Here is a 23,003-nt window from a genome sequence, read left to right as displayed (position 1 = left end):
CCGCACTGCTGCACAAAGGGCAGATCCAGGCCATCCTTAACCTCCCCTACAAGGCGCCCTCCAGTGCACAACGAGTAGGCCGACCCTGAGGTCACGGTGGTTCAGGGGGTGGCGAGAGCGTTCACCAGACACTCCGCGACGCATCCCGCCGAGTTCCCTGGCGCCGCCCGCGCCATCCGTACCGGCGTCCCCCGTCGCCATTTCCCACGGCCGCACAACCTTGACGTGCGGCCCCCCGGGGACGTTGCATGCGGTGTACCCCGCTTCTCATCGAGATGGAGGACCACCATGACCGCTGCCACGCGTGAGGTGTTCGAGCGCTACCACGCCTGTTGGGAGGCCCGCGATCCCGACCGCATCGCCGAACTCCACACTGCTGACTCGGTGTTCCATCTGCACTCGGGGCAGGCCCCGGTGCGAGGGCGGGCCGCCGTCCGCGAGGCGGTGGCCGGAATGTTCGCGCTCGTCCCGGACTTGGCCTTCACATTCGTCTCGCTGCGCACCGGTGAGGACTTCTGGGTCGTCCAGTGGAAGCTGACCGGGACGTCGGTGTCCGGTGCCGCGGTCGACGTCGATCTCGCGGACTTCGTTGTGGTCGAGAACGGCGCGGTGAAGGAGAAGCACTCCTACGTGGACGGGATGGCGATGCAGGCCGCAGTGGCGTCCCCCGAGGCGGCGGGAGCGGAAACGCACTGAGGACGAGCCACAGTCAACGGGGCCCACAGTCAACGGGGTGGCTCCGGGTAGGCGAGCATGCCCACGACGGCGGTCACTGTCGCAACCACACGTCGTGGGCATGCGGCGCGGACGAGTCCCGCACGCGCGCGTACGTCACCGTTCTCGGCAATCGGCGCACCACGAGCCGGGTGCTCTTGTCCGCGGAGACGGCCTGGCGGGGCGGCGGGCATCGACGTGCTGGCGGGCACGGTGGGCGATCTGGCGAACGGCCGCGGGACTCTTGTCGACGGCGGCGGCGATCTCGTCGTACCCGACATCGAAGACCTCTATGAACGCCCCGGTCGCCCGGCCGGTGGCGTCGTTGCCGACCGTGCTGGCTTCGTTCATCTGCGGGACCCCCGAAGGAAGCGGACAACCCATGTCTGTGCTGGCACGGGTCGAAGAACTCCCTACACGATGAATCATCCCGGGAGTCAGGGCTGTTGCGCGTCCCTGAGCGCGAGGCGGCCTGCCGGCGCAGTGGCGATGCGGCGTGGATCATGCCGGTGCCCGCGCACCGGGACAGGGACGACGGCATGGCAAGCTACGTGTCACCACCGCCCCTTTGCAGCCCTGTTGTCACTGCGGCCGGCACACCGCAGATCGTCTGCCTCCGTAGATCGTCCGTCTTGGCAGATCGCCCGTCTTCGCTTGGGGGAGACCATGTCCGCATCCATCCGCATGCCCGCCGATCCCCTGTCGAGCTGCCGGGCCATCGAGAACCTGATCGCACGTTATGCCGAGCTCGTGGACGACGGCGACTTCGCAGGTCTCGGCGTCCTTCTCACCGCCGCCACCTTCACAGGCAGCGGCGAGGCGGTGAGCGGGCGGGACGCGATCGAGAAGATGTTCCGGGACACTCTGATCGTGTACGCAGACGGCACGCCGCGCACCCAACATGTCATCAGCAACGTCGCCATCGAGGTCGACGAACAGGCGGGCACGGCGGTCTCGCGTTCGTACGTCACCGTGTTGCAGGCGCTGCCCGACCTGCCGCTGCAACCCATCGCCGGCGGTCGGTACCACGACCGCTTCGAGCGCGGTGCCGGGCGGTGGCGCTTCGTGGAGCGACAGGTCCGCATCAACCTGGTCGGCGACGTGAGCCGCCATCTGCGCCAGGCTTCCGCACAGCAGTAGTCTCTCCACAACGGGCGCGCATGTTCGATGGCGGGAACGGGCGGTCGAGTGGGCTGCTGGTGAGCGGGGCGCGCCATCACTGTGCGCGTACATGCCGCCGACCTCGTCGGGTTCTCGTATCGCGCCTGGTCAGGCGTGTTGCGTCGGGGCGGGATCAGCTCCGCGCGCTGCGCTGCCGGGCCTTGCGGCCTTTCGCCGGATGCATCCTTACGTTGTAGGCGGGTTGATTCCGGTCACTCGTAGGATCGGGAGACCCAGGGATGCCGGGTGTGGCTTGATGTCTCCAGCCCTGTGGTGGCTTGAAAGGATTGGCCGCCCGACACCCCGCGACGACTCGACCACTCATTGGGATGCGCGCGACAAGATCGCTTGGTAAGGACACGCTGGCGAGGTCGTCTGCTGGGCCATGAACTGGAACGACTTCGGAGGTGGCCGTGCCCGAACTGTGGGCCGGTACGGATGCGGGCAAAGCCCAGCACCACTGCACGGTGATCGACGCGGACGGCAAGCGCCGGCTGTCGCGGCGGGTGGACAACGACGAGGCCACGTTGCTTCAACTGATCGCCGACGTAGTGGAGTTGAGTGAGGGTGGCCCGGTGACCTGGGCGATCGACCTCAACGCCGGCGGGGCCGCGCTGATGATCGCGCTGCTGACCGACAACGGGCAGCAGGTCCTTTACATCCCCGGCCGCACCGTCCACCACGCCTCCGGCTCCTACCGGGGCGATGGCAAGAGCGATGCGAAGGACGCCTTCGTCATCGCCGACCAGGCCCGCATGCGCCGCGACCTCGAACCGCTGCACCGGGGCGACGACATCGCCGTCGACCTGCGGATCCTCACCTCGCGTCGCTTGGACCTGGCCGCCGACCGCACCCGGGCGATCAATCGGCTGCGGGCCCAGATGCTGGAGTACTTCCCCGCCCTGGAACGCGCCTTCGACTACAAGACGTCCAAGGCGGGCCTGGTGCTGCTGACCCAGTACCAGACGCCGGCCGCCCTTCGGCGCATCGGGAGGACCCGGCTGGCGACCTGGTTGAAGAACCGGAAGGTCCGCAACTACCGGCTCGTCGCGTCCACCGCGGTGGAGGCCGCCGAGGCCCAGCGCACCGCCGTCGCAGGGGAGAAGATGGCCGCCGCCGTGGTGGCCAAGCTCGCGAGGGAGGTGATGGCCCTCGATGAGGAGATCGCCGAGACCGATGCCCTGATCGAGGGCCGGTTTCGCGACCACCCGCACGCTGAGGTCATCCTGAGCATGCCCGGCATCGGCCCCGTCCTGGGCGCCGAGTTCATCGCCCACACCGGTGGCGACCTCAGCGTCTTCGGCAGCTCCGACCGCCTCGCCGGCGTCGCTGGCCTTGCCCCGGTCCCGAAGGACTCCGGACGCATCAGTGGCAACATGCGTCGGCCACGGCGCTACTGCCGTCGCCTGCTGCGGGTCTTCTACATGTCCGCCATGGTCGCCGCCCGCTCCTGCCCCGTCTCCAAGGCGTTCTACGAGCGTAAGAGAGCCGAGGGCAAGGGCCACAGGCAGGCGATCATCGCCCTCGCCAGGCGCCGCCTGAACGTCCTGTGGGCCCTCATGCGTGACGGCCGTCCCTTCGAGATCACGGCGCCGCCAAGCCCTGTTGCACTCGTCTGACTCGCTCACAGCGAGTCACCGAGCCGGGTTGACAACTCCATTGGGAATCCTTTCAACAGGTTCACGCACTTGGCGGCGGGATTGACTTCCGCCGACTGCGGTGTTCCGGGTCTCCTGGAAGTTGCACGCGGCCGGTGGCTGAAACGCAGCGCTGTCGCGGAAGGAGCACGGGATGGCGACGACCCTGTCGGACAGCCCTTTGTCGCTGTTGGAGCGAGTGGCCGACCCGGGCGTGCTGCGTGCGCTTCCCGCCGCCCAACTACCGTTGCTGGCACACGAGATCCGCCAGTTCCTGGTGGAGCGGGTGCGTGCGACAGGCGGACCACAGGACCGTCCGGTGGTCGCGGTGCTCAACGACAACGGCCGCTCGTACGCGCCCACCGTCGGTGCCCTGGCCGGGCGACCGTCAAGGGCAAGGGACACCGGCCCAGCGAGACGGACACGGTGGACTGCCTGCACACCGTCAACGCGGTCGTCCCGGCCACCGCACCCTGCGGCACGAGGAGTTCGACACGCTCGTGGACGAGCGTGTTCGGGCAGGCCCTGGCCGAGCTGGCCGCTGCGCATCCGGAGGTGGTGGCGGTGAGTGCGGCGATGCTGCAGCCAACCGGTCTCGGGCCGATGCGGGAACGCTTCCCCCAGCGGGTCTTCGACGTCGGCATCGCCGAACAGCACGCCGTGACGTCCGCGGCCGGTCAGGCGATGGGGGGCCTGCACCCGGTCGTCGCGATCTACGCGACGTTTGTGAACCGGGCGTTCGACCAGGTGCTGCTCGATGTCGCCCTGCACCGGCTGCCGGTCACGTTCGTGCTGGACAGGGCCGGGATCACCGGCCCGGACGGTCCCTCGCATCACGGTATGTGGGACCTGAGCCTGCTGTCCATGGTCCCCGGCCTGCGCCTCGCCGCACCTCGGGAGGCCGCCCAACTGCCCGCGCTCCTCGCCGAGGCGGTTGCCTGGGACGAGGGGCCGACTGTCGTGCGCCTGCCCAAGGCCACCGCGGGCGCGCCCATCGAGGCCGTGGCGTCGATGGACGGCGTCGACATCCTGCACCGCGGCAAGGGCCGGCCGCTGGATGTGCTGCTGGTGCCGGTCGGGCCTCTCGCGCGGGCGGCGGTGGAGGCCGCGGGCATCCTGGAACGTGAGCACGGCATCGGCTGCACGGTCGCGGATCCCCGCTGGGTCCTGCCCGTCAACCCCGCCCTGCCGTCGCTGGCGGCCCGCCACCAGGTGGTGGTGAGCATCGAGGACGGCGTACGGACCGGCGGAGTCGGTGCGGCCCTGGCGCAACAGTGCCGGGACCACGGCATCACCACGCCCGTGCACATACTCGGCCTGCCGCGGGCCTTCATCCCGCACGGCCCCCGCGACCAGCTCCTCGCCCAGGCCGGTCTGGACGCCCCCGGTGTCGTACAGGCAGTCCGCACGGCAACCGCCAACCGGCCCGCGCACAGGCTCTCATCCCTTCAGAGGCACGGAGGTGCTGGATGACCACCTTCGATCACGGCCCGGCCGCTCCGCCCTCGTCGCAGGTTCCGGTGCGCCGCCGCTCCCGGCAGATCCACGTCGGGACCGTACCCGTCGGCGGCGGCGCACCGGTCAGCGTGCAGACCATGACCACCACCAACACGGCCGATGTGGACGCCACGTTGCGGCAGATCGCCGCGATCACCGCGGCCGGCTGTGACATCGTGCGGGTCGCCGTCCCCACGCAGGACGACGCCGCGGCACTGCCCGCGATCGTGGCGAAGTCGCCGATCCCGGTGATCGCCGACATCCACTTCCAGCCCCGCTACGTCTTCGCCGCCCTCGATGCCGGCTGCGCGGCGGTCCGCGTCAACCCGGGCAACATCAAGCGCTTCGACGGACGGATTGCCGAGATCGCCCTGGCGGCCTCGGCGGCCGGGGTGCCGATCCGCATCGGTGTCAACGCCGGTTCCCTGGACGGCCGTCTGCTCGCCAAGCACGGCGCCGCGACGCCGCAGGCACTGGTGGAGTCCGCACTGTGGGAGTGCTCGCTGTTCGAGGACCACGGATTCCAGGATCTGAAGATCGCGGTCAAGCACCACGACCCGCTCACGGTGATCGCCGCGAACCGGCTCCTCGCGAGCCGCTGCGACTACCCGCTGCACCTGGGGGTGACCGAGGCCGGTCCCACCTTGCAGGGCGCGCCGTCAAGTCGGCCGTCGCGTTCGGAATCCTGCTGTCCGAGGGCATCGGGGACACCCTCCGCGTCTCGCTGTCGGCCGACCCGGTCGAGCAGGTCACGGCGGGCTGCCACATCCTGGCCTCCCTGGGCCTGCGCCCCCGCAGGCTGGAGATCGTCTCCTGCCCCGGCTGCGGCAGGTTGCAGGTCGACATCCACAAGCTCGCCGCCCAGGTAGCAGCCGCATTCGACGGCTTTCCGCATCCCCTGCGCATCGCCGTGATGGGCTGCGTCGTCAACGGCCCGGGCGAATCACGCGAAGCCGACCTCGGCGTCTCCTGCGGCAACGGCAAAGGCCAGATCTACCGTCATGGCCAAGTCATCAGGACCGTGCCGGAGAGCCGCATCGTCGACGCCCTCCTCGACGACGCCCTCACCCTGGTCAGCGGCGAAGCCCCGACCCCGACAAGCGCAGCCGAGCCGACGACGAAGCCCCACCCCGACACCGCCGAGGCAGGTGACCACCCGTGACCGCCACCGTCCCCGTCCGCTCCTCCCCCACGCCGCCGGATCTCGACGGCCTGCGCCACGACGTCGACACCGTGCTCCGCCAGTTCCTTCAGGAGAAGACCGCCGCTGCCGCAGCCCGCAACCTCCCCGATCAGGCGGCCCGCACACTGGAGGAATTCCTGTCCGCCGGGGTAAAACGCCTGCGGCCCATGCTGTGCGCGCTCGGCTGGCAGGCGGCCACCGCCACGCCGCTACCGAAGCCGGTGGTGAGGGTGGCGGCCGGTCTGGAGATGTTCCATGCCTTCTGCCTCATCCACGACGACATCATCGACGACAGCGCCACCCGTCGCGGCGCGCCGACCGTTCACCGCACCCTGGCTGCCCACCATGCGGCACACCGCCCTGGCCCGCTCGCCGAGCGCCTGGGGACCTCCTGCGCACTCCTCATCGGCGATCTCGCCCTGACCTGGGCCGATGAACTGGTGCACACAGCTGGACTGACGCACAGTCAACTCACCGCGCTGCAGCCTGTACTGAACACCATGCGCACCGAGGTGATCTACGGCCAGTACCTGGACGTCACCGCCACCGGATGCCCCACTCCCGACCTGGAACGCGCCCTGGCCATCATCCGCTACAAGACCGCCAAGTACACCTGCGAAAGCCCCCTCCACATCGGTGCCGTCCTCGGCGGCGCCCCGGCACGGCTCCTGCGTGAACTGACCGACTACGCCGTGCCGCTGGGCGAAGCCTTCCAGCTGCGCGACGACCTGCTGGGTGTCTTCGGCAACCCGAAGGTGACGGGCAAGTCCCACGTCGAGGACCTGCGCGAGGGCAAGCACACCATGCTGGTCGCCCTCGCCCTGCGCGACGCGTCACCGGCCCATGCCACCGTCCTCCGCCGCCTGATCGGCAACCCCCACCTCACCGCGGCGGACGCCACCCAGATCCGCAACATCCTGACCGTCACCGGCGCCCGCACCCACGTCGAGAACATGATCAGCGAACGGCGCGCACGCGCCCTCCATCTGCTCGGCTCCGCGCGCACGATTCGCCCAGCGGCCCAAAACTCCCTGCGGCGACTGGCGGAGGCCACGACGAAGCGGACCGCATGACGACGCATGCGCTGCCCGCACTCCCCCTGCTACAGCGGCAGCGGTAGGTGCGTTGAGTCACTTGGTCCTGTCAACAGCCGATGGCTGATGGCATGGCTGGTGGCGGCGCCGTCTTGTGCCACGGTCCGTCACCGTGTCCCCCGGGGGTACCCTACGTTCCCTCTTCAGTGCTGCAATACAAGGCAAGGAACTGGACTGCTACGTACGGGGGTTGCACTGTGCTGTATGTGCGCGATCTGGTGCGCGAAGTGGTGGCAGAGCACGCGGCCCACGAGTTGCCGCTCGTCGACAGCCTGCGGACGTTGGACGACGAGCGGGTCATCCGCACCCTCACCGGGGGCGGGCAGAAGCGGGAGCCGCTCGGGTTCGGCTATGCCGAAGTGTCCGCGCTGGTCACGCCGGTTGTCTGGCTCGTCCTCGATCAGGCGGCCCGCCGGACGGTGGACCGGGCCACGGAGGGCCTGTTGGCGCGCGGCCGGGCCGGTGTGCGCAGGCTGCTGCGCCGGGCACCGGACACGGCGCAACACAAGCTGATCGCGCTGGATCCCGGCGAATTGGCGCTGGTCAGAACGCACATCGTGGAACAGGCGACCCATCGGGGCGTCGATCGCCGGGCGGCCGAGGCGTTGGCCGACAGCGTCGTGGCGCGGATCGCGACGGCGGCCGCGGCCGAAGCGGAGCACCCCGAAACCCCCGGCACCGCCTCGTGAAGGGCGCCGGGCGGTGAAGGCCCTCGCCGCGCTCCGGAGTGCGAGCGGGGCCGGTGGCGCCCTGGGCCAGCGGGTAGAGGAGGGCCGTCCCGCGTTCACCACGGCACGGGTGTGCCGTCCCAGGAGAAGAACGCGCCGGTCGGCCCGTCGTCCGGCAGGAGTGCCAGCCGGACGGCTCCCGCCGCAGCCTCCGCCGGGTCCCCGCCCGCCGAGGCCGCCCGAGGGTTGAGGTCGGTGGCCCGCAGGCCGGGGGCGAGCGCGTTGACCTTGAAACCCTCCTCGGCCAGCGTCTGGGCGTACAGGACGGTGAGGGCGTTGAGGGCGGCCTTCGACGACCGGTACGCGGCCGCGCCGCCGCGGCCGCTGGCGAACTGGGGGTTCGGGTTCGTGCTCCAGGTCAGCGATCCGGTTCCGCTGGAGGCGTTGACGATCCGGGGGTGCGGGGAGCGTCGCAGGAGGGGCAGGAAGGAGTTGGTGACCGCGACGACCCCGAACACGTTGGTCTCGTACGTGCGCCGGAGGTCGTCCGTGCCGGTCTCGGTCGGCGGGGCGAGCGAGGGCGAGATGCCCGCGTTGTTGACCAGCACGTCGAGCCGGTCCACGTGCTCCGCGGCTGCCGCGACGCGAGCGCAGTCATCTGTTCCGTCTGGCCGGAACGAGCGCGCCGCCGCCCGCCACCGGCGCCGTACGGCGCGTACGGCCGCACGTGGCCCGGATGTTGGAGCGTCTGCCGGAGACCGGCGCGATCGTCACCGACGCGGCTTACGGCGTCGTCGCCTGGAACCCACTGGCCCGTGCCCTGCTGGGCGGCGACCTCGGACGGGGAACGACGAACCTGGCCCGACGCCGGTTCCTCGGGGAAGGGCGGATGCCCGAGAGCTCCAGCGCCGAGGAGTTCGGGCACATCGTGGTGGCACGGCTGCGCCGGGCCGCCGACCGCTATCCGCACGACCCGAAGCTCGCCGCCCTGCTGGCCGAACTGCACGTCGGCAGCGAGGAGTTCGGCCAGATCTGGGAGACCCGCCCGGTCCACGCCCCCGGTCACCGCACCAAGACCCTCGACCACCCGACGGCGGGCAGCCTTCGGTTGAACTGCGACGTACTCCTCATCCCCGAGGACGATCAGGAGGTCGTCCTGATCACGGCCGCCCCCGGATCCCCCTCGGCCAGAACCCTGCACAGGCTGGCCTCGACGGTCTGAGGGGACCGCGGTGGGCCGCGCAGGGTTCTTCGCCGGTGGGCTCAAGAGGTGGTGAAGTCGGCGGTGTGGTCGGTGGCCCAGGTGGTGAAGGAACGGGCGGGGTGACCGGTGAGTTCCTCGACGGTCCCGGTGACGGCGACGGGCTTGCCGTCGTGGGACTCCCACCAGTTCAGCAGGGCGTCGGCGTAGACGGCGGGGATGTAGTCGGCCATCTCCCGCTTCCATTCCTCACGGGTGACGCGGTTGATCGTGATGGGCCGGCCGGTGACGGTGCTGAGCTGGTCGATCTGCTGGGCGAAGGTCATCGACTCGGGGCCGGTGAGGACGAACCGACCGCCGTGGTGGCGGGGGTCGGTGAGGGCGGCGTGGGCGGCTTCCGCGACGTCCTTCTCGTGGATGGGGTCGTTGTGGGCACCGGGGAAGGGCAGGCTGACGGGGCGTCCAGCCTTGACCGGCCAGGCCCAGGCACCGGCGTTGGCGGCGAAGGAGCCGGGCCGCAGGATGGTGGTGGTGATCGGCGAGGCGAGCAGGGCCTGTTCCACGTCGAGGTGGGACTTGGCGAGCGGGTCGCTGTCAGGGTCGGGGCTCAGCACGCTGGAGGAGGACAGCAGCACGACATGGGTGACTCCGGCCTGGTGGGCGCGGTCGATGAAGTCGGTGATGTGGTCGGGGGTGGCGTAGAGGAAGACGCTGGTGATGCCGGTCAGGGCGGTGGGGAAGGTCGCCGGGTCGGTGAGGTCGAGGCGGACGGTGCGGACGCCCGCGGGCGGGGTGAGGGACTCGGGGTGGGCGGAGCCGAGCCGGACGGGCCGGCCCTCGCGGTGCAGCAGGCTCGTCAGGTGGGTGGCGACCGCGCCGCGGCCTCCGGTGATCAGAATCATGATGCTTGCTTCTTTCTGCTGGTCAGGTGATGTGGGGACAGTTCAGTGGTGCTGTGGCTGGGCGGCGCGGGGAAGCAGGCGGACCAGGCAGCAGCACAGGAGGGTGACGCCGACCACGATCAGCAGGCTGGTGGTCATGGCATGGGCGGGGCGCGCCGAGTCGTGGAAGTAGACGGTGGTGACGGCGGCGGCCCCGAGCGCGTTGGCGAGTTGCTGCACCGCGGTCAGGGATCCTGATCCGGAGCCCGCCTCAGCGGGGGTGACGTCGCCGAGAGTGATGTCGTAGACGGTGCCGAAGCAGGCGCCCATGCCGAGCCCGATCACCAGGACGGCAGGGACGATCGTGGTCGGGCCGGTGGCGGTGGCCTGGGTGTGGACGGCGGCCCACAGGCCGAGTGTGCCGGCGAGGGTGGTGAGCAGACCGATCAGCACGAGGGTGCGGCCGAGCTTGCCGATGAGCCGGTGGCAGGCGATCGAGGCGATGACGATGCCGGCGGCCATGGGGGCACTGCCGGTCAGGGCGGTGCGCAGGGGCGGGTAGCCCAGGCCGCCCTGGAGGAACAGGGAGACCACGTACAGCAGGCCGGCGACGGCGGCGAAGAAGGCGATGCCCAGGACCAGCCCGGAGACGAAGCCGCGGTTACGGAAGAGGGAGGGCTGGATCAGCGGGTTCGCGGCGGTGGTCTGGCGGCGGGCGAAGAGGGTGAAGAACACCGCTCCGGCGACGAGTGCGGCCCGGGCGGCCGGGCGCCAGTCGTGGGCGGACCCGTCGATCAGCCCGTACAGCAGGGTGGACATGGCTCCGGCCAGGAGCAGTGAGCCGGCGGTGTCGATCGCGACGGTGCGGTCACCGGTGTCACGGGGCAGGAGGCGGTGGGCGGCCAGGAGGGCGGCGCCGCCGAGCACGATGTTGATCAGGAACATCGAGCGCCAGCCGAGCCCGAAGGGGTCGGTGTCGATCAGAGCGGCGGCCAGGATCGGCCCGCCGACCGCCGAGAGGCCCAGGACGGGGCCGAAGGCGCTGAATGCCCTGCCGATCTGGTCGCGAGGGAAGACGGCGCCGAGGATGCCGAAGCCCTGCGGGATCAGCAGGGCGCCGAAGGCTCCCTGCACCAGGCGGGCGGTGATCAGCATGGCCGGGCTGACGGCCAGGCCGCAGACGACGGAGGCCGCGGTGAACCCGGCCAGGCCCGTCAGGAAGACACGGCGACGTCCGAGCTTGTCGCCGAGGCGGCCGCCGACGACCAGGAGCACGCCCAGGGCCAGGGCGTAGGAGGCGCCGAGCCACTGGACGAGGGACGGTCCGCCGCGAAGGGAGGCGGTGATGGTCGGGGCGGCGAGGTTGGTGAGGGTGGCGTCGATCAGGTCGAGGACCTCGGCCGCCAGGATCACGGCGAGGATCGCCCGGCGCCGTGCGGGGGAAAGGGCCCCGGTCGGGCTCGGCGGGGCGATGGTGCTGGTCATGGAGCACATCCAAAAATGAGACGAACCTTGTTCGTCGCGAACATCGTTCGTCGTGAAGGTAAGCAACGAACGATGTTCGTGTCAAACGGCGTTCGCTCCGGGGCTAGGATTTCCTCATGAGCACGCAGCCGATCAGCCGCCGCGCGCGGCCCGCCAAGGCCCCCCTCAGCCGCGACGTCATCGTGCGCACCGGCCTGGAGATCCTCGACCGCGACGGCCTGGACGCCCTGACCATGCGCCGGGTCGCCAAGGAACTCGACACCGGCCCCGCCTCGCTCTACGTCTACGTCGCCAACCGCGACGACCTCATGGCCGCCATGCTCGACGAAGCCCTCGGCCATGTGCCGCTGACCGCGGAAGGCACCTGGCAGCAACAGCTCCAGGCACTGGCCACCGCCGCCATCGAGGCCATGAGCCGCCACGAGGGCCTGGCCACCGTCGCCCTCGGCGCCATCCCCACCGGCGACAACGTCCTGCTCATCCTGGACCGCATGCTCGCCCTGCTCAAAGAGGGCGGCCTCGACGACACCACCGCCGCCTGGGCCGTCGACCTCCTCTGGCTCCACACCGCCGCAGCCGCCACCGAACAGAGCGCCTACAACACCAAGGGCGCGGACGAAGAGGCCACCATCACCGCAGCCGACCAGCGCTACGCCGCCCTGCCCGCCGACCGCTACCCGATGATCACCTCACTGCGCCACGCCCTGTTCTCCCCCGGCGACCGCGACGCCTGGAGCCTGAACGTGCTCATCAACGGCATCCTCCACACCCCCGCCGGCTGACCCCTCCCAGCGCCCCGGAAGCCGCCCCTCGGCAGGGGGCGGCGGGCGGGGGGACCCGACCTACGCCAGGCTGACGCCGGTGTTGCGGATCATCTGTCGCAGCACCTTCAGGGCGGTCACGTAATCGGCGTCGTCGATGCCGCGATGGATGCGACCAGGGCCCCGTATGCCGCTCCCGTCCAGTACGCGGCGGGTTGCGCGGCGAGCTCGACGTCGGAGATGCGCTGGGTCATCGCGTGCAGTGCTCCCACCGGGTGGAGCCACAGCGCCACTTCGGCCCCGCCACCCCGGCCAACGACCCGCATGCACTGCCCCGTTCGGATGCCGGTAGTGCAATCCACAGGCGCACCGGCAGCCATGACGGATCATCAAATAGCGTGCCTGCCGCGGTCGCTGCGGTCGATCGACGCGCTTGGGGCCGACTCGCACCAGCGCGCCCGGGCAGTCGGCCGGCGCCCTACCTGGTGTGGACGATCTGGATCAGATTGCCGCAGGTGTCGTCGAAGACCGCCGTGGTGACCGTGCCCATCGCCAACGGCTCTTGGGTGAAGCGCACTCCGAGCCCGTGCAGCCGGTCGAACTCCGCGTGCACGTCGTCCACGGCGAAGGAGGCGGCCGGAATGCCGTCCTGGACCAGCGCCGATGTGTACGGCTGCACGGCGGGATGGCCGGAGGGCTCCAGCAGCAGTTCGGTCCCCTCGGGATGTTCCGGTGAGACCACGGTCAGCCACCGGGCCTCGCCGAGCGGCACGTCATTCTTCTTCACAAAGCCCAGCACGTCGGTGTAGAAGCGCATGGCCTTTTCCTGGTCGTCGACGAAGACGCTGGTCAGGTGGATCCTCATGGGGCGCTCTCCGGCGTATCGGGCCTGAGCCATCGGGTCACGATGCGCTCCAGGGGTTCGGTGTTCAAGTCGTGGAACTTGTAGCGGCCTTCGCGCCGCGAATGAACCAGACCTGCGGATTCCAGTACGGCCAGGTGCTGACTGATCGCCTGGCGGGACAGGCCCAGACCGTGCTTCGTCACCAGCCGCGCGCATATCTCGAACAGCGTCTGGCCATCCCGCTCCACCAACTCGTCGAGGATGCGCCGACGGGTGGGGTCGGCCAGCGCCTTGAAGACATCCTCCGCCATGCGCAACACCGTAGGCAAGTGGTGACTTGCCTATCAAGTCAGGCGCTCCACCCACCTTGAGCGGACTGGACGGCGAACGCCAGTCACAGCAGGCCGCTCCCCCGGGGGTGGCGGTGCCTGGCGGCGGGGTCGCGGCGCGGGCGCCTGGTCACGCGTGGCGCCCCCACCTCTCGCCGGTATGATTACCGTACGTATCAGCATGACTGCGGAAGGTGGGCAGGCGTATGGGCGGCGGATGCGGTTCGGCAGTGGTGACCGGAGTTGCGGTGGCCCTACCTGCGATCTCCTACAGCCAAGAGGAGTACGCCCTCCTGGAGGGCAACGACGCCAAGCAACGGCTCATCGACCGGATCGCCGCCTGTTCGGGCATTTCACGACGGCATGTGGCGGTGAGCCCGCTGCTCGACGACGTCAAGCACTGGTCCACGGCCGCACGGATGTGCCGCTACCAGGAAGAGGCGCTTCCGCTGTGCAAGGACGCCGTGGCGTCGGCCCTGACCGAGACCTGCACCGACCCGGCCGACGTCGGCCTGATATGCGTGACCTCCTCCACCGGATACGCCGCACCGGGCCTGGACACCCGACTGGCACGGGACGTGGGGATGCCGTCGACGGTGCAGCGTCTCCTGGTGGGGCACATGGGCTGCCTGGCGGCCCTGCCGGCCCTGGCCGCATGCGCCAACTTCGTCCGCACCCAGAAGCGGTCAGCCGTGCTCGTGAACGCGGAACTGTCGTCGTTGCACCTGCAGCCGCCGCCCTGGGACGCCTCCCAGCAGTTGGTGAACGCGCTCTTCGGCGATGCCGTCACGGCCACCGTCATCCAGCCCGAGCTGCCCACCGGGGTCGGCCACGGCCTGAAGATCATCGACGTCGTCGCGCAGACCGATACCGAGCACGAGGACTACATGTCGCTCACGGTCGGCGACCACGGCTTCCGGATGGGCCTGTCACCCCGCGTGCCCGAGGTGCTCGAACGCCATCTGCCGACCATGGTCGGCGACCTGCTGTTCCGTCACTCGATCAGCCTCACCGACGTCGACTGGTGGGCGGTCCACCCCGGCGGGCCGCGCATCCTCGACGCCACCGAGAGCAGCCTCGGCCTGCCGCCCGAAACCCTGGCCGCCTCCCGGCACGTGCTGCAGGAACACGGCAACTGCGCCTCCGCGGGCCTGCCGCTCGTGGTGGAGGAGTTGCAGCACCGGTCTCCGCTGGCACCCGAGCGGTACGGCCTGGCCTTGGCCTTCGGCCCCGGGCTGACCCTGTACGCGGTTCTGCTCCTCGGCGTCTGACCCCGCGCAGGGGACACGGCTCCGAGCCGATCCACAGGAATCACCGTGCCCAGACCCACCAGCACCACCACCGCGACCGAAGACCTGCCACCCGGATTCCTGCCCGGGTCACCGGCCGGACGCTCCCGGCTCGCCGCTCTCGGACGCCTCGTGGTCCGCCTGCGGGTACCGGTGCTGCTGGTCGTGCTGCTGGCCATGGCCGCCGCGGTCCCGATCGGCGGGGATGTCACCGACCGCCTGTCCAGCGGAGGCTTCACCGACCGGGCGGCGGAGTCGACCAAAGCCGAGACGTTCCTCACCGGCCGCTTCGGAACAGGCGTCCCCAACCTGGCACTTCTGGCCCGCGCCCCGGGACCGGTCGACGAGCCACGGACCGCGACCGCCGGGCGGGACCTCACCAGGCGGCTCGCCCAGGAGCCCGGCGTACTGTCCGTCACCTCGTACTGGACCGTTCCGCACGACTCGGCGGCTCCGCTGAAGGCCCGCGACGGGCGTTCGGCGCTGGTGCTCCTGCGACTGGGCGGCGACGAGGACCAGGTGCGGACGACCGCGAAGAAACTCTCCCCCCGTGTCACCGGCCGGCAGGGAGTACTGCAGGTCTCCGCAACCGGGTTCGCTCAGGTCGCGGTGGAGGTCCAAAAGCGCAGCCAGCAGGACCTCTTCCGGGCCGAGGCGTATGCGGCACCGGTCATCCTGCTCATTCTGCTCTTCGTGTTCGGTAGTGCGGCGGCAGCCGTCCTGCCGCTGCTCATCGGGGTGTTCTCCATCCTGGGCACGTTCGTCGTCCTGCGGGTGCTCTCCGAGCTGACCTCGGTGTCCATCTTCGCGACCAACATCACCACGGCGCTGGGGCTGGGACTGGCCATCGACTACAGCCTGTTCATCGTCACCCGGTACCGGGAGGAGCTGGCCCGCGGCCTCGGCACCACCGAAGCGGTCGCGCAGAGCGTCCGCACGGCCGGGCGCACGGTGCTGTTCTCCGCGCTGACGGTGGCCCTCTCGCTCTCCGCCCTGCTGGTCTTCCCGCTGTACTTCCTGCGCTCCTTCGCCTACGCGGGCGTGGCGGTGGTGACGCTCGCGGCCTTCGCTGCGCTGGTGGTGCTGCCCGCGGCGTTGGGACTGCTCGGCCCGCGGATCGACGCGCTGGACGTACGCCGGCTGTTCCGGCGCGGACCGCGACCGGGCGGCGATCAGGGGATGGGGGCGGCGCCGGCCGCCGAGAACGGCGCCTTCTGGCAGCGGCTCGCCTCCGCGGTCATGCGGCGGCCGGTGCTGTGCGCGGTCGCCGTGGTCGCCGTCCTGGTGGTGCTGGGGCTGCCGTTCACCCGGGTCTCCTTCGGCATGGTCGACGACCGGGTGCTGCCCGCCGACGCGCCCGCGCACCGTACGGCGCAGTTCGTGCGGGAGGAGTTCGCCAGTCGCGAGTCCTCCGCGCTGTCCGTGGTGCTGCCCACCGTCAGCGACAGCTCCCGGGACCGTGAGCGGGTCGCCGCCTATGCCACCCGGTTGTCGGGCCTGCCGGGCGTGGCCCGGGTGGACACCGCCACCGGCTCCTACGTCGCGGGGCGGCAGGTGGCGCCCCCCTCCGCCGCCTCGGCCTCCTTCGCCGCCGGTGGCGCCAGCTGGCTGTCGGTGGTGCCCTCGGTCGAGCCGTACTCCTCCGCCGGGACCGCGCTGGTCGAACGGTTGCGGACGGACCGCGCACCGGGCCCGGTGCTCGTGGGCGGTGACGCCGCGGTGCTCCAGGACACCCGTGGCACGCTCGTCAGTCGACTCCCCGTGGCCATGCTGATCATCGGCGCCACGACCATGGTGCTGCTGTTCCTGTTCACCGGCAGCGTGCTGATCCCGGTCAAGGCCGTACTGCTCAATGTGCTCAGTCTGTCGGCGACGTTCGGCGCCATGGTCTACGTCTTCCAGGAGGGTCACCTGCGCGCCCTGGTGGGCGGTTTCACGGTGACCGGTTCGGTGGAGATCACCATGCCGGTACTGATGTTCTGCGTCGCCTTCGGACTGTCCATGGACTACGAGGTGTTCCTGCTGTCGCGGATCAAGGAGGTGTACGCGGAGACCGGGGACAACACCCTGGCCGTCGCCATCGGACTGGAACGCACCGGACGCCTGTTCAGCGCCGCGGCCGCGCTCGTCGCCGTCGTCATGATCGCGCTGGCGACGTCCGGGATCACCTTCCTGAAGCTGCTGGGCGTGGGCCTGGCGCTGGCCGTGCTGCTCGACGCCACGCTGGTGCGCGGCGTCCTCGTGCCGGCCGCGATGCGGCTCGCGGGGCGCGCCAACTGGTGGGCGCCGCCCCCGCTGCGCCGCCTGCACGACAGGCTGGGGCTGTCCGAGGAGTGAACGGGCGACACGTCATCCCGTGGCCGCCAACTACTTCGCGCCAGAGTGGTGGTTGAGGACTACCTCGCGGCACGGCGCGGGGCAGGTCGTCGTCATGAGGGTCGACCGGGTGGCAGTCACCCGTGGTGTTGGGGACGAACCGCCAGGGCCGGGCACTGGTTGACGACGCGGCGGGCACCGTGCTCCTGCCAGGGTGCGACCGGGACGGTGGTGGAGGTGGGGTAGCCGTGTGGGCCGAGGCGGACGAGGGCGGGCGGGGCCGCATCGCGCTGGTGTGCCACACAGGATTGCGGCTCCCGACCCACCGCTTCCACTCGTTCGCGTGTCACGCGACCACGCGTTGACGAGGGTGGCGCCCGCTCCGGCCGTCGCCGTCCCATGTCAGGTGGACGCGGGCGCGTGGTGATCGGTGTCGAGCCGTTCGATCAGGAGCATGGCCGCGTCGTCCGCCAGGTGGCCGTGCGTGTGGTGGATCAGCGCACGGTGCAGTTGTGTCAGGAACTCCGGCGGGGTGGGGGCCTGCACCGTTCCCATGGCCTCGGGCAGGTCGAAGAACTCGTTGCGAGGGTTGCGGGCTTCGATCACGCCGTCGGTATGCAACAACAGGCGGTCACCCGGTGCGAACGGATAGCTCTCCGCGGTGTCGTGCGGGCCGGTGACGAGGTCCTCCAGGCCCAAGGGCGGCTGGGGCGCGGACGGCATCAGGGCGTGGACCACGCCCCGGCGCAGCAGCAAGGGAGGCGGATGGCCACGGTTGACCAGTTCGATCACGCAGGTGTCGGGCACCTGCGCCAGGAGTGCGGTGACGAAGCCTTCGGCGTGCGGAACGTGTCCGTGGGGGTCCGGCCCGGCGGACTCCCGTCGCAGCGCGGCGGCGCAGTGGTCCATGACCTCCGCAAGTTCGTCCTCATAGTGGACTGCCTCCCGGAACGCGCCCAGTACGGCGGCGGCCGAGCGGACCGCGGGCAGCCCCTTGCCCCGGACGTCTCCCACGATCAGGCGGACGCCGTACCGGGTTTGCACGGCTTCGTAGAGATCGCCGCCGATCTGCGCCCCGGTCTCGGCGGCGAGGTACATGCTCGCCGCCCGGATCGGGCCCAGTCGGGCGGGTACGGGCCGCAGCAGGACGGTCTGTGCCGCCTCGGCGATGCGGCGGACCTGGTCGAGTTCGTTCTGCCTGCGGGTATGGGCGGCGCTACTCATCGTGATGCCGGCCAGGGACACCAGCGACAGGGCCAACAGGTTCGTGTAGACCTGCTGGCTCCCCCATGCCTGGTTGTAGGTGGCCGTGGTGATGCTGACCAGCAGGGCCAGGGCAGCCGACGCGAGGGTGCCTTTCGGGCCCATCGTCACCGCGGCCAGCGCCGGCGTCGCGGTGAGTAGGGGGCCGGTGTACAGGAAGTGCGCGGGCGAGAGCTCAATGGCGACGACGAGCAGCGCGATCACGAAAGGAAGGCACTGCAGCAGCGTGAAGGGTCCCCGACGGCCGCTCGGGCAGGCCGCAGCAGCTGAGCGGAAGGGCGACCGCATGGCTACCCGCTCCTCACGTGAAGCGCAGGACTCCTCCACCGACATCGTCTCTCGGTACCGGCTGCCCGCGCAGCTTCCCGCTGTACGGGCAGGGCCGACGGCGCTTCGGCCCCCCTTGGCGCCGCGGCCGACCCGGACGGCACGGTGGCGGTCCGGGTCGGCCTCGGTGCGCCGGTCAGAGGGAGCGGGTGAAGGCGACCCGGTGCAGCGACGGGCCGTCGTAGTCGGTGATCGGGGCGGAGTTGGTGAAGCCCATGGCGTTGTGGAAGGCGATGGAGCGGGCGTTCTGGGGCGAGGTGATCGCCTTGACGAGGGTGCGGCCGTCGGCGCGGGCCATCTCGAAGAACCGCTCGTAGAGGTAGCGGCCCAGGCCGGAGCGGCGCCAGGCGGGGGCGACGCCCGTGAAGTGGATGTACGCCTCCTTGGGCTTGGACGGCGAGAGGAAGCCGATGACGAAGCCGGCCAGTTCGCCGTCGCGTTCGGCGATCAGGCTGGTCGCGAAGAAGTGGTCGACGAAGACCCGTGTCAGGTCGCGGGAGGCGGGGCGGCCCCACCAGTCGTCGACCACCCCGACGATGGTGTCGAAGTCCTCCGGCCCCGCCGGGCGTGTCGTGAAGGGCCGCAGGGTGTCGGCGCTCGACGAGCCGAGCTTCCTGCGGAAGACCACACGGTGCTGCCCGGGGCCGTCGTAGTCGCTGTGGACCGGTAGTCCGGCCGACTCCAGGTCGCCGGGGTCCAGTTCGAAGCCCATGGCCTTGTGGAAGGCGATGGAGCCGGTGTTCTGCGGTGAGGTGATGGCACGCACCTCGGTGCGGCCGGCCGCCGCCGCGCGCTCGAAGAAGCGGGTGTAGAGCCTGCGGGCGATGCCCTGCTGGCGCAGCTGCGGGTCGACGCCGACGAAGTGGATGTATGCCTGCTGTTCGTCGTCGGCGGAGTGGAAGCCGACCAGAAAGGCCCGGATGCCGATCGCGTCCTCCAGGACCAGACTGGTGGCGGCGAAGTGCTGGAGGAAGAGCCGCGGCAGCAACAGGGAGAGCTCCCGGGCCTGTTCGGGGGTGCGGGAGTCGCCCCACCACTGCTGGACGCACTCCACGAGAGTGGGGTAGTCGGCCGTGCGGGCCCGGCGTACGTGGTGCATGCCTTGCCTTTCCGTCGTTTCGGTTGCCGTGGGTTGCCTCTGCGTCGGCGCGGGCACCGCCGACCCTACTTTTGCGGTGGTGTGTCGCTGCCCTGTTCCGGGCCGCCGTCCGGGATCACCGGGAGGGTGACCTTGGACGGGTGCGCGGCGTCGTGGAGCACGGTCTGGTGCGCCGTGCGGCGGGCCGTGGACTGCCCCAGCCAGCTGCCGGTGTTGGGGTTCGGGTCGTACTGGGGGTAGTCGCTGGAGGAGATGTCCAGCCGGATCCGGTGGCCCTGCCGGAAGAGGTTGCTGGTCGGCCACACCTTGATGGTGTAGGCGTACACCTTGCCCGGGACGATGGGGGTGGGCGCGGTCGAGGATTTCCGGTAACTGGCGCGCACGATGCCGCTGTTGAGATTGACGGCCGTGCCGTCGGGGTGCACGTCGACCAGTTTGGCGGTCCAGTCGGTGTCCGGGGCCGATGAGGTGGCGTACAGCTTCACCGTGATCGGTCCGGTGACCTCGGTGTCCCGTGCCAGCGGCTCGCTCGTGTAGACGGCGATGTCCGGGCGCTGTTCGATCTGCTGTTGGTCGTACGGGCCCTGGGTGCTGATCGCGGCCGTGCAGCAGGAGTGGCCGCCGACGCTGGGGACGGGGTTGCGCGGGTCGTAGGTGTAGTGGTCGGCCGGTGCGCCGTGGTGCCGGCCCGGTGGTGTGGTGGAGAGCGTGCCGTCCTGGGTGTTGCCCGCGGCGTGGCCGGTGCTGCCCAGGTAGTAGTCCTGCCAACGGGTCTGCGGCAGCGGCCAGGTGGGGGCGGTGCGCCACTTGTCGGCGCCCATGACGAAGTAGTCGACGCCGTTGCGCCCGACGCCGTTGTCCCTGCCTTTGAGGTGGTGGTCCCACCAGGCGAGCATCATCTCGTTGATGGGGCTGTTGCCGGCCGGGCCGACGGCCTTGAGGAGGGGGGCGGGCGCGCTGGTCGGGCGGCCCCAACCGGTGTGGTCCCAGGGGCCGATGACCAGCCGCTGGTTGGCGCGGGCCGCCGGCGAGCCGGCCCGCGCCACCATGCCCTGGTAGTTCTTGACCGAGCCGTCCAGGAAGGCGTCGTACCAGCCCGCGTAGTTGAGCACCGGGATGTCGATCTTCGGGTGGTGTTCCTTGGGGGCCCATCGGCGCCAGTAGTCGTCGTAGGTGCGGTGCTTGATCCAGTCGAAGAAGTACGGGGCGACCTTCGGATCACCGGGGTGGAAGGGCCGGAAGGCGTTGTACGGTGCCGCGCCCAGCCAGCCGTTGACGTCCTGGTAGTCGCGGTTGACCTGGTGGTAGGTGGCCCAGTCGCGCCGGTTGGCGGCGGCCGAGGGGACGATCTTGCGCATGGCCCACGGGATGACGAAGTTCAGCCGGAACGCGCCGCCCTCATAGGTCCAGCCGTCGTCGTAGTCGTCGGAGGTCAGGGCCGGCACGATCGTCTTCAGATGTGGCGGGCGCTCCGCGGCGGCGAGCCACTGGGTGGCCCCGACGTAGGAGGAGCCGTACATGCCCACCCTGCCGTTGGAGCCGGGCAGTCGGGCGGCCCACTCCACGCTGTCGTAGCCGTCCTTGCCCTCGTTGGCGAACTCGTAGAAGTCGCCGTCCGAGGCGTACTGGCCGCGCACGTCCTGTATGACGACGAGGTAGCAGTGCGAGGCGAACCACTGCGGGGACTGGTAGCTCGACGGCTGCACCTCGGCGTCCGCCTTGCCGTATTGGGTCCGCATCAGGATGACCGGGACCTTGTCGCCGGTCAGCGGCCGGTAGACGTCGGCGCGCAGGACGGTGCCGTCCCGCATCGTGGCGCCGACGTCGGTGGTCCTGCGGACCTCGCAGGGGCCCCGGCCGGTGTCCGGGGGCCACTGCCCGGCCGCTGTCGAGGCGGCGGCGAGGCCGTCGGTGGCTCGGGGGCCGGGAGCTGCGGCGTGGGCCGGGGAGGCGGTCGTGTGGGTGAGGAGCGGGGGCACGGCCAGGGCGAGGACGGTGGTGACGGCCGCGGTCAGCCGGCGGGCCCGGGGTAACGGTCGTTTCACCGTCGTGCCTCCCCTCCCGCCGACGCGGGGCGATGCAGTGTGTCCGGGCCGATCTGCGCCACCCGCGTGCATCCGACGAGTCCCATCGTCAGGTCCAGGTCGGCGAGGAGGCTGCGGACGACGTGCCGCACTCCGTCGGTGCCGCCGAGGGCCAGGCCGTACACGTAGGGGCGGCCGAGCAGTACGGCGCGGGCGCCCAGGGCCAGGGCCTTGAAGGCGTCCGCGCCGCTGCGGATCCCGGAGTCGAAGAGCACCTCCGTCTCGCCGCCGACCTCGGCCACGACGTCGACGAGGGCGTCGAGGGCCGCGACCGCTCCGTCCACCTGGCGCCCGCCGTGGTTGGAGACCACGACGCCGTCCATGCCGGCGGCCACGGCGCGGCGGGCGTCCTGGGGGTGCAGGATGCCCTTGAGCACGATCGGGCCGTCCCAGTGCTCGCGCAGGAAGCCCAGTTCGTCCCAGGTGTGTGCCGTGCCGCTGAAGATCGGAAGCCACTGCATGGCCGCCGCGCGCGGGTCCTCCTCGACGGGGCGGTCGAGGCGGGAGCGGAAGACCGGGTCGGACAGCGGGATGGCCACGCCGTTGCCGCGGAGGAACGGCAGGTACGCCTGGTCCAGGTCGTGCGGGCGCCAGGCCAGCTGCCAGGTGTCCAGCGTGACCACGAGCGTGGTGTAGCCCGTCGCGCGGGCCCGGGCGAGGATGCTCGCGGTCACCTCCTCGTCGTGCGGCCAGTACAGCTGGAACCAGCGCTGTCCGGTGCCGTTGGCCTCGGCGACCTCCTCGATGGTGTGCGAGGAGGCGGTGCTGAGCACCATGGCGATCCCGGTGGCCTCGGCCGCCCGGGCGGTGGCCAGTTCGCCTTCGGGGTGGAGGGCGGACTGCACGCCGATGGGGGCGAGCAGTACCGGGGCGGCCAGTTCGCTGCCGAGGACGGTGGTGCGCAGGTCGCGGGGGGCGGCGTCGCGCAGCATGCGCGGAACGATGCGGTGGGCGTCGAACGCGGCGCGGTTGGCCCGGGCGGTGGCCCCGGTACCGGCCGCGCCCGCGACGTACCCGTACGGCTGTGGGTCGATCCGGTCGCGGGCCGCGTCCTCCAAGGCCGACAGGTCCGTGGTGAAGGGGGGTACCTGGTCCTCCAGGCCCTTGAGGTAGATCTCGAACTGGTAGTCCGCGAAACCGCGTCGGGGCGCTGCCATACCTTCTCCTTCG

18 protein-coding genes and 4 pseudogenes are annotated in these 23,003 nt (G+C 70.7%); 11 read left to right on the top strand and 11 right to left on the bottom strand.

Annotated features, from left to right (window positions below):
* Window positions 1-288: 288 nt before the first annotated feature.
* Entirely contained in the window at window positions 289-696 is a 408-nt protein-coding gene (locus MOV08_RS41355; RefSeq protein ID WP_275311348.1) for a nuclear transport factor 2 family protein, read from the top strand.
* A 171-nt stretch (window positions 697-867) separates the two neighbouring features.
* Here the strand turns inward: MOV08_RS41355 and MOV08_RS41350 are convergent.
* Window positions 868-1,008, bottom strand: a pseudogene (locus MOV08_RS41350) (RNA polymerase subunit sigma-24); the annotation flags it as partial.
* Window positions 1,009-1,380: 372 nt separating this feature from the next.
* Between MOV08_RS41350 and MOV08_RS41345 the strand changes: the two are divergent.
* From MOV08_RS41345 to MOV08_RS41320, 6 genes and pseudogenes are all read left to right on the top strand, one after another.
* A complete protein-coding gene (locus MOV08_RS41345) occupies window positions 1,381-1,854 on the top strand; it encodes a nuclear transport factor 2 family protein (protein WP_338057434.1) in 474 nt (157 codons plus the stop codon).
* A gap of 428 nt (window positions 1,855-2,282) precedes the next feature.
* Entirely contained in the window at window positions 2,283-3,494 is a 1,212-nt protein-coding gene (locus tag MOV08_RS41340) for an IS110 family RNA-guided transposase (protein ID WP_275311346.1), read from the top strand.
* Between the two features lie 444 nt (window positions 3,495-3,938).
* Window positions 3,939-4,985, top strand: coding sequence for a transketolase C-terminal domain-containing protein (locus MOV08_RS41335; protein ID WP_275311345.1), 1,047 nt, complete (start codon window positions 3,939-3,941; stop codon window positions 4,983-4,985).
* Window positions 4,982-6,171 (top strand): annotated as a pseudogene (ispG, locus tag MOV08_RS41330) (flavodoxin-dependent (E)-4-hydroxy-3-methylbut-2-enyl-diphosphate synthase). The gene MOV08_RS41335 and the pseudogene ispG overlap by 4 nt, the downstream one beginning before the upstream one ends.
* Window positions 6,168-7,265: a polyprenyl synthetase family protein gene (locus MOV08_RS41325; protein WP_275311344.1), complete on the top strand. Its 1,098-nt coding sequence runs from the start codon at window positions 6,168-6,170 to the stop codon at window positions 7,263-7,265. The pseudogene ispG and the gene MOV08_RS41325 overlap by 4 nt, the downstream one beginning before the upstream one ends.
* Before the next feature lie 227 nt (window positions 7,266-7,492).
* Entirely contained in the window at window positions 7,493-7,975 is a 483-nt protein-coding gene (locus tag MOV08_RS41320) for a hypothetical protein (protein ID WP_275311343.1), read from the top strand.
* 95 nt (window positions 7,976-8,070) lie between these two features.
* Here MOV08_RS41320 and MOV08_RS41315 read toward each other — a convergent pair.
* A pseudogene (locus MOV08_RS41315) lies at window positions 8,071-8,595 on the bottom strand (SDR family NAD(P)-dependent oxidoreductase); the annotation flags it as partial.
* Here MOV08_RS41315 and MOV08_RS41310 point away from each other — a divergent pair.
* A pseudogene (locus tag MOV08_RS41310) lies at window positions 8,577-9,176 on the top strand (MmyB family transcriptional regulator); the annotation flags it as partial. The pseudogenes MOV08_RS41315 and MOV08_RS41310 overlap by 19 nt on opposite strands.
* Before the next feature lie 41 nt (window positions 9,177-9,217).
* On the opposite strand, the gene MOV08_RS41305 reads toward MOV08_RS41310, so the two are convergent.
* Both MOV08_RS41305 and MOV08_RS41300 read right to left on the bottom strand, forming a co-directional pair.
* A complete protein-coding gene (locus MOV08_RS41305) occupies window positions 9,218-10,057 on the bottom strand; it encodes an NAD(P)H-binding protein (RefSeq protein ID WP_275311342.1) in 840 nt (279 codons plus the stop codon).
* 42 nt (window positions 10,058-10,099) lie between these two features.
* Entirely contained in the window at window positions 10,100-11,521 is a 1,422-nt protein-coding gene (locus MOV08_RS41300; protein ID WP_275311341.1) for an MFS transporter, read from the bottom strand.
* Between the two features lie 116 nt (window positions 11,522-11,637).
* Here MOV08_RS41300 and MOV08_RS41295 point away from each other — a divergent pair, with 116 nt between their 5' ends.
* Entirely contained in the window at window positions 11,638-12,303 is a 666-nt protein-coding gene (locus MOV08_RS41295) for a TetR/AcrR family transcriptional regulator (RefSeq protein WP_275311340.1), read from the top strand.
* Window positions 12,304-12,760: 457 nt separating this feature from the next.
* On the opposite strand, the gene MOV08_RS41290 is transcribed toward MOV08_RS41295, so the two are convergent.
* Both MOV08_RS41290 and MOV08_RS41285 read right to left on the bottom strand, forming a co-directional pair.
* Window positions 12,761-13,147, bottom strand: coding sequence for a VOC family protein (locus MOV08_RS41290; protein ID WP_039639401.1), 387 nt, complete (start codon window positions 13,145-13,147; stop codon window positions 12,761-12,763).
* On the bottom strand, window positions 13,144-13,437 hold the full coding sequence (locus MOV08_RS41285; RefSeq protein ID WP_275311339.1) for an ArsR/SmtB family transcription factor: 294 nt from the start codon (window positions 13,435-13,437) through the stop codon (window positions 13,144-13,146). The genes MOV08_RS41290 and MOV08_RS41285 overlap by 4 nt, the downstream gene beginning before the upstream one ends.
* A gap of 266 nt (window positions 13,438-13,703) precedes the next feature.
* Here MOV08_RS41285 and MOV08_RS41280 point away from each other — a divergent pair, with 266 nt between their 5' ends.
* Both MOV08_RS41280 and MOV08_RS41275 read left to right on the top strand, forming a co-directional pair.
* The gene (locus MOV08_RS41280) at window positions 13,704-14,726 is read left to right on the top strand and encodes a type III polyketide synthase (protein WP_275311338.1); all 1,023 of its coding nucleotides are present in this window, start codon (window positions 13,704-13,706) and stop codon (window positions 14,724-14,726) included.
* A 45-nt stretch (window positions 14,727-14,771) separates the two neighbouring features.
* Window positions 14,772-17,081, top strand: a complete 2,310-nt coding sequence (locus MOV08_RS41275) for an MMPL family transporter (protein WP_275311337.1) — start codon at window positions 14,772-14,774, stop codon at window positions 17,079-17,081.
* Between the two features lie 116 nt (window positions 17,082-17,197).
* Here MOV08_RS41275 and MOV08_RS41270 read toward each other — a convergent pair whose 3' ends face one another.
* The 5 genes from MOV08_RS41270 to MOV08_RS41250 form a co-directional block, all read right to left on the bottom strand.
* Window positions 17,198-17,362 carry a hypothetical protein gene (locus tag MOV08_RS41270; protein ID WP_275311336.1) on the bottom strand — a complete coding sequence of 55 codons (165 nt, stop codon included), beginning with the start codon at window positions 17,360-17,362 and terminating at the stop codon, window positions 17,198-17,200.
* 100 nt (window positions 17,363-17,462) lie between these two features.
* A complete protein-coding gene (locus tag MOV08_RS41265) occupies window positions 17,463-18,527 on the bottom strand; it encodes a PP2C family protein-serine/threonine phosphatase (protein WP_275311335.1) in 1,065 nt (354 codons plus the stop codon).
* 259 nt (window positions 18,528-18,786) lie between these two features.
* On the bottom strand, window positions 18,787-19,749 hold the full coding sequence (locus MOV08_RS41260) for a GNAT family N-acetyltransferase (RefSeq protein ID WP_275311334.1): 963 nt from the start codon (window positions 19,747-19,749) through the stop codon (window positions 18,787-18,789).
* A gap of 65 nt (window positions 19,750-19,814) precedes the next feature.
* Window positions 19,815-21,794 (bottom strand): CocE/NonD family hydrolase, encoded by a 1,980-nt coding sequence (locus MOV08_RS41255; protein WP_275311333.1) that lies wholly within the window; start codon window positions 21,792-21,794, stop codon window positions 19,815-19,817.
* On the bottom strand, window positions 21,791-22,990 hold the full coding sequence (locus tag MOV08_RS41250) for a lactate 2-monooxygenase (protein WP_275311332.1): 1,200 nt from the start codon (window positions 22,988-22,990) through the stop codon (window positions 21,791-21,793). Before MOV08_RS41250 ends, MOV08_RS41255 begins: the two co-directional genes overlap by 4 nt.
* Between the last annotated feature and the right edge of the window lie 13 nt (window positions 22,991-23,003).

Source organism: Streptomyces yunnanensis (assembly GCF_029011865.1).
Classification (GTDB): domain Bacteria; phylum Actinomycetota; class Actinomycetes; order Streptomycetales; family Streptomycetaceae; genus Streptomyces; species Streptomyces yunnanensis.
This window is presented reverse-complemented; position numbering and strand designations above follow the sequence as displayed.